The organism is Microbacterium paulum, from assembly GCF_015707995.1.
GTDB classification, from domain to species: domain Bacteria; phylum Actinomycetota; class Actinomycetes; order Actinomycetales; family Microbacteriaceae; genus Microbacterium; species Microbacterium paulum.
The window spans coordinates 25,912-32,154 of sequence record NZ_JAAGRY010000040.1; the positions used below are offsets into that span (position 1 = coordinate 25,912).

A 6,243-nucleotide genomic window follows, 5' to 3' on the forward strand; every position below is an offset into this window, starting at 1 on the left:
CGTTGCGCGGGGGATGAGAGGAACGTAGAACCGCTACGTGACCTGCCGGGCGCCGCCCGGTGAACGGCGCGTGACGCGCCGGTGATCTCTCGCCGGGTCAGACCTCGACGACGGTGGCGTCGGGCGCGTTCTTCTTGACCGATTCGATGCCGTTCTGCGCGGCGGCCTTCGACTCATAGGCCTCGCCGACCGCGATGACCTGCCCGTTGCCGGCCTTCAGGCGAAAACGCCACTTGCCGGCCTTGTCGTTGTACAGCTCGAACTTTCCAGCCATCGCTGGCCCCCTTCGCTGCCTGCACCGACCGTCGCGGTCGGGCTCGCGCTCACGCTAGCGCGCGGTGCGGCACGGCGGAAGAGCGCGCGTCGATGACGTTGCCGAGAGCCGGAGGGGTGCCTCGTGCGAGGCCTGCTACCGGGTGTCAGGCCGTGAGACGGGTGCGCAGCGTCGCGAGTTCTTCTGTGGTGAGCCCGCCGGAGCGCAGGTACTCGGCGGCGCCGCCGTGCGTGGCATCCACCCACGCGAGTGCACCCTCGATCGCCTCGGCGGGCGAACCCGTCATGAGGGTCACGAGCGCCGGCGTGAGGGGCAGCCCGAGCGAGGCGACCGTCTGCAGCATGCCGTCGGCCCACCCGCCGGCGAGGTTCGCCTGCGAGGCGGTGTAGTCGGCGACGACGGCGGAGCGCTCGGCCCCCGCGGCCTCGAGCAGCAGGGCCACCGCGACGCCGGTGCGGTCTTTGCCCGCCGTGCAGTGCACGAGAACCGCGGTCGGCTCGTCGTCGGTCGAGGCCGCGACGAGGCGGGCGACCTGCGCGAAGGCATCTGCGCCGTGCTGCAGCATGCCGATGTACAGCTGCTCGAGCGTCGGCAGGCTGCCCGCGACGGCGGCGAGTTGGTCGTCGGTCAGCGGAGCACCGGATGCCATGACCTGTTGCGCCAGCTCGCCCATCGGTCCCTCGAGGATCGACAGGTCGACGGTGCGGTAGGGGCGCCCGGCCGGCAGCCGGTCGGGGAGCGCCGCGCGCTCGTGCGGAGTGCGGAAGTCGACGACGACCCCGATCGGGGTCTCGGCGAAGACTTCGAGCCCCGCGTCGGTCAGCGTGCCCAGCGCGTCGGAGCGGTAGAGCACTCCGGCGCGGGTTTCACCTCCCGCGCGCAGGGCCGTGCCGCCCGTGTCGCGGAAGTTGTGCAGCCCGCCGACGACGCTCATCAGGGGGCCAGACGCGTGGGGCCGCGGAAGAGGAACGTGACCTCGCGGATCGAGTCCTGCCCGAGCATGAGCATGAGCACGCGCGCGAGGCCCATGCCGAAGCCGCCGTGGGGCGGCACGCCGTAGCGGAAGAAGTCGAGGTAGTGCTCGAGCCCCTCGAGCGAGAGGCCCTTCTCGACCGCCTGCGCCTCGAGCACGTCGATGCGGTGCTCGCGCTGCGCGCCCGTCGTGATCTCGGTGCCGCGGAAGAGAAGGTCGTAGCTCGCCGTCAGCCCCGTCTCGGCATTGCGCATGTGGTAGAACGGGCGGATCTCGGGGTGGTAGTCGGTGATGAACACGAACTGGTGCCCGTAGGTCTCTTGCACGTGCGCGGAGATCTGACGCTCGCCCTCGGGGTCGAGGTCGCCGTCGGTGCGCGGGATGTCGTAGCCGCGGGCCTTCACGATCTCGCGCGCCTCGGCGAGCGGGATGCGGGGGAACGGGACGGTCGGCACGACGACGTCGATGTCGAAGAGTTCTTTGATCTCGTCGCCGTGCTTGTCGGCCACGGCCTGGAAGGCGACGGCGAGCAGCTCTTCCTGCATCGCGGCGACGTCTTCGTACGAGTCGATCCAGCTGAGCTCGGCGTCGATCGACGTGAACTCGGTCGCGTGACGGCTCGTGAACGACGGGTCGGCGCGGAACACGTCACCGATCTCGAACACCTTGCCGAAGCCGGCCGCCTGCGCCATCTGCTTGAAGTGCTGCGGGCTCTGCGCGAGGTAGGCGGTCTGGTCGCCGAAGTACTCCAGGGCGAACAGCTCGGCGTTTCCCTCGGCGGGCGTCGACATGAGCTTGGGGGAGTGGATCTCGACGTAGTCGCGCTCGACCCAGTACGAGCGCATCGCGTGCTCGAGGGTCGTCTGAATGCGGAAGACGAGGTTGTTGCGGCGCTGACGCAGGTCGATGAAGCGCCAGTCCATGCGCTTGTCGAGGCCGCTGTCGGCCGCGATCGGCGTCTCGGGCAGGGCCGCGGCGGCGATCTCGAGGCCCGCGATTTTGATCTCGACGCCGCCGAGCTTGACGCGCTCGTCGTGCTTGAGGTCGCCCGTGACGGTGAGGAAGGTGCCCGTCGACAGCTCCGAGATGAGCGCCGTGAGGGCGAGCGCCGAGGCATCCTGCTCCGTGGCGTCGGGGTCGGGGCGGGTCGCGGGGTTCACGAGCTGCACGGCGCCGGTCTCGTCACGCAGGATGACGAACTGCACCTTCTTCTGATCGCGGACGGTCTCGACCCATCCAGAGACCCGGACGGGTCCGTCTTCGCGGGACTGCAGCTGGCTGACGAGGGTGCGTTCGGTCACGAGGGACCAGTCTACGCGGGCGCGCCCGCCGGGCATCCGCCCAGGTTCTCGTAACCTGGCCCGCCTAGCCTCGGGGGCATGACGACTCTGGACGGCTCGTGGCTCACCGCCCTCATCGACGGGGTCGTCGGCCTCATGGACCTCATCGGGGCGCCGGGCGCCGGCGTCGCGATCGCGCTCGAGAACCTCTTTCCGCCGCTGCCGAGCGAAGTGATCCTGCCGATGGCGGGGCTCGCCGCCGCGCGCGGCTCGTTCACCCTCTTCGAGGCGCTGTTCTGGACGACGGCGGGTTCGGTCGTCGGTGCGTTCGCCCTTTACGGGATCGGCGCGGTGCTCGGCCTCGACCGGCTGCGTGCGCTCGTGAAGCGGCTGCCGCTCCTGCACGTCGACGACGTCGATCGCACGGTCGCGTGGTTCGGCCGCCACGGCGGCAAGGCGGTGTTCTTCGGGCGGATGCTGCCGATCTTCCGCAGCCTCATCTCGATCCCCGCCGGCGTCGTGCTCATGCCGCTGTGGCGGTTCGGACTGCTCACCCTCGCCGGATCGCTCATCTGGAACAGCGTCTTCGTGCTCTCGGGGTTCTTCCTCGGCGAGCAGTGGCACATCGTCGAGGAGTACGCCGGCGTGCTGCAGTACGCGGTCATCGCCGCCGCGGCAGGCGCCCTCGTCTGGTTCACGGTCACGCGCGTGCGCCGGTTGCGGCGTGCCGCTGTGGATACAGATCCCGCCTGAGGCCGCCCGTGCAGTAGCGTCGGCCCATGACCCGCACCGCCGGCGCCGGGATGCCCCTTCGCGACTACCGCATCCACCGCTACGTCAACGCGTTCTGCCCGCGCTGTCACGAAGAAGACCCCGACCGGCCGCTCGCCGAGGTGCGGCGTCTGTCGGGGTGGCTCGCCGACCGTGACGGCACGGTGTGGCTCGAACGCGGATGCCCCGATCACGGGCTCGTCTCGACGCTCTACGACGAATCGGCCGACTTGCTGCGCTACCTCGAGCAGTGGACGGCGCCCACCAAGGTGCACGCGCCCGACACGACCGGCAACTTCAAGCCCGTGCCGTCGGCGTACGAAGACGGCCTGCCGCAGATGCAGACGCAGCACACCTGCATCCTGCTCGAAGACCTCACCGATCACTGCAACCTGCGCTGCCCCACGTGCTTCGCCGAGTCGGGGCCCGCCGCGAGCGCGATCGCGCCGCTCGCCGAGGTGCTCGCCTCGGTCGACGCGCGCCTCTCGAAAGAGAACGGCCGCATCGACGTGCTCATGCTCTCGGGCGGCGAGCCGACGCTGTACCCGTGGATCGAGCAGCTGCTCGAGCAGCTCGTCGCGCGGCCGATCGTGCGCATCCTGCTGAACTCCAATGGCCTGCGCATCGCGCAAGACGATCAGCTGGTCGCGACGCTGAAGAAGCACCGCGAGCGCGTCGAGGTGTATCTGCAGTACGACGGCGAGTCGGCCGAGGCATCCGCCTATCATCGCGGCGCCGACATCCGTCGCTTCAAAGAGCGGGCGATCGAGCGGCTGTCGGATGCCGGTGTGTTCACCACCCTCACGATGACGGCCGCGCTCGGGGTCAACGACGGCGAGATCGGCGCGGTGATCCGCCGGGCGATGGCGACTCCCTACGTCGGCGGGGTCACGATCCAGCCGGTGTTCGGGTCCGGCCGCTCTGCGGGGATCGACCCGAACGAGCGGCTCACTCACACCGGCGTGCTCGCGCGGCTCGGCCCGCAGACAGACGATGAGATCACCTGGCGCGACCTCACCGCACTGCCGTGCAGCCACCCGCACTGCTGCTCGGTGGGTTACTTCTTGAAAGACGACGGCGGCGAGTGGCGCTCGCTCGTCGGACTCATCGGCCACGAGCGCTTGAAGGAATTCCTCGACCTCAATCCCGACCTGCTCGCCAACCGCATCGCCGACTCGAACGTGAACAAGGCGATCCGCGACGTCGTGAGGAGCTCGCTGCTCGACCTGCTGAGCGAGCAGTCGTTGCTCTCGCACCCGTCGATGAGCGACATCTGGCGCGACATCTGCGTCAACTGCGACCTCGGCATCGGCACCCTCGCCACGCTCGCGGCCTCGAAGCTGCCCGGACAGCACCAGCGGCTGCGCCGCATGCTCGCCGACCGCGTGCTGCGGGTCACGATCAAGCCGTTCATGGACATCAACACGATGATCGAAGAACGCCTGACCCAGTGCTGCGTGCACGTCGCGACCGTGAACGAAGAGACCGCCGCGCACCAGTGCGCGCCGTTCTGCGCGGTGCAGGCGTGGGCGCCGCTGGCGCGCACGCGCATCTCGACCGCGACGGGCGGTGCGGCGGCGGGCCGTCGTCAGCTGCCCGTGACGGTGGCGACGTGAGCACGGCCGACTTCTCGCACCTGAACCAGCGCGACGCGTCGGTGCCCGATCCGCCGCACAGCGGTGCGCCGTATGACCCGCTGCGGCTGTGCGTCTTCACGACGATCGCGCTGATCGCGTGCGTCGTGGGCCCCCTCGCCGTGCTCGGCTTCGCCCTCGTCGCCATCGCCGGCTACACGCGGGCGCGCCGGGCGGGGCTGCTGCGCTCGCGGTGCAAACTGGGCGACACCCGCAACGTGCTGATCTATCTGTGGGTCGTCGCCGCCCTCGCCGCCGCGGCGACGCCGCTCTGGGTGATGGTGTGGGCGCGCGTGTTCGGCTGGACGGCGGGCTGAGCGGTGTTCCCGACCCTGCACGACCTCGCCCCCTGGCTGCCGCCGCTCGGCACCCACGAGTTCTTCGTCGCGCTGGGGCTCGCCGCGGCGGGCATCGTCTTTCTGATCGAGCGGCGCCGCCGGGGCGTGACCGACCCGCGCATCCCCTACCTCGTGCTCGGCGCGCTCGCCGGGGCCGCGCTGCTGTCGCGCCTCGGCACGTGGGCGCAGCACCTCGACCCCACCCAGAACCTCAGCCTCATAGATCAGCTCGCCCACGGCAACGCCTCCATGCTGTCGGCGCTCGTCGGCGCGTGGCTCGGTGTGCACGTCGCGAAGCGCATCGTGCGCTATCCCGACCGCACCGGAGACCTGTTCGCCCCGGCGGTCGCCCTGGCGATGTGCATCGGGCGCATCGGATGCCTGTTGACCGAGCGCCCTGGAACGCCGACCGGCCAGGGCTGGGGCATCGTGCTCACGCCCGACGCGGCCGCGCGGGTCGGGTCGCCCGCGGGCGTACCGCTGCACCCGAGCTTCGTCTGCGAGATCGCCTTTCACGCCGCCGCCTTCGCGCTGCTGTGGCTCTGGCTGCGGCACCGGCCGATCGCGGCGGGGGAGACGCTGACCCTCTACATCGCCGCGTACGGCCTGTTCCGCTTCTTCGTCGAGTTCGTCCGCGGCAACGAGATCGCGTGGGCCGGATTCACGCGCCCGCAGCTGTTCCTCATGGTCACGATCCCGATCCTGCTCGTCCGCATCGCCGTCATGGCCCGCCGCGGTGCGTTCGGCGCAGCCGCGCGACAGGCCGAGGCATCCACCCCCGCGGCATCCGCCGCACCGACACCCGCCGTACCGACACCCGCGCAAGGGAGCGACCGCCGTGAGCAACCCGCCTGACGACCCCGCTGCTGACTCTTCTGCTGACGCCTCCGACGAGCAGCCCCCCGCGCAGCCGGCGGTCGAGTCCGCCGCGCCGCCGGAGGCCGAGCCGCCCGCGCAGCCGGCGGACGAGTCC

General features: G+C 70.6%; 7 protein-coding genes. 4 read left to right on the forward strand and 3 right to left on the reverse strand.

Going from position 1 to position 6,243, the window contains the following annotated elements; genetic code table 11:
• Positions 1–97 precede the first annotated feature (97 nt).
• The 3 genes from G3N18_RS10500 to aspS form a co-directional block, all read right to left on the reverse strand.
• Positions 98–274: a YegP family protein gene (locus G3N18_RS10500; protein ID WP_196384216.1), complete on the reverse strand. Its 177-nt coding sequence runs from the start codon at positions 272–274 to the stop codon at positions 98–100.
• Between the two features lie 145 nt (positions 275–419).
• Positions 420–1,208 carry a tyrosine-protein phosphatase gene (locus G3N18_RS10505; protein WP_196384217.1) on the reverse strand — a complete coding sequence of 263 codons (789 nt, stop codon included), beginning with the start codon at positions 1,206–1,208 and terminating at the stop codon, positions 420–422.
• Positions 1,208–2,548 (reverse strand): aspartate--tRNA(Asn) ligase, encoded by a 1,341-nt coding sequence (gene aspS / locus G3N18_RS10510; protein ID WP_196384218.1) that lies wholly within the window; start codon positions 2,546–2,548, stop codon positions 1,208–1,210. The genes G3N18_RS10505 and aspS overlap by 1 nt, the downstream gene beginning before the upstream one ends.
• Before the next feature lie 78 nt (positions 2,549–2,626).
• On the opposite strand from aspS, the gene G3N18_RS10515 reads away from it, so the two are divergent.
• The 4 genes from G3N18_RS10515 to G3N18_RS10530 are packed head-to-tail and all read left to right on the forward strand — an operon-like array spanning position 2,627 to position 6,125.
• The gene (locus tag G3N18_RS10515) at positions 2,627–3,280 is read left to right on the forward strand and encodes a DedA family protein (protein WP_196384219.1); all 654 of its coding nucleotides are present in this window, start codon (positions 2,627–2,629) and stop codon (positions 3,278–3,280) included.
• A gap of 26 nt (positions 3,281–3,306) precedes the next feature.
• Positions 3,307–4,914: a radical SAM protein gene (locus G3N18_RS10520; RefSeq protein ID WP_230404103.1), complete on the forward strand. Its 1,608-nt coding sequence runs from the start codon at positions 3,307–3,309 to the stop codon at positions 4,912–4,914.
• On the forward strand, positions 4,911–5,249 hold the full coding sequence (locus G3N18_RS10525; protein ID WP_338038489.1) for a hypothetical protein: 339 nt from the start codon (positions 4,911–4,913) through the stop codon (positions 5,247–5,249). Before G3N18_RS10520 ends, G3N18_RS10525 begins: the two co-directional genes overlap by 4 nt.
• Positions 5,250–5,252: 3 nt before the next feature.
• Positions 5,253–6,125, forward strand: coding sequence for a prolipoprotein diacylglyceryl transferase family protein (locus G3N18_RS10530; protein WP_196384220.1), 873 nt, complete (start codon positions 5,253–5,255; stop codon positions 6,123–6,125).
• The last annotated feature ends 118 nt before the right edge of the window (positions 6,126–6,243 follow it).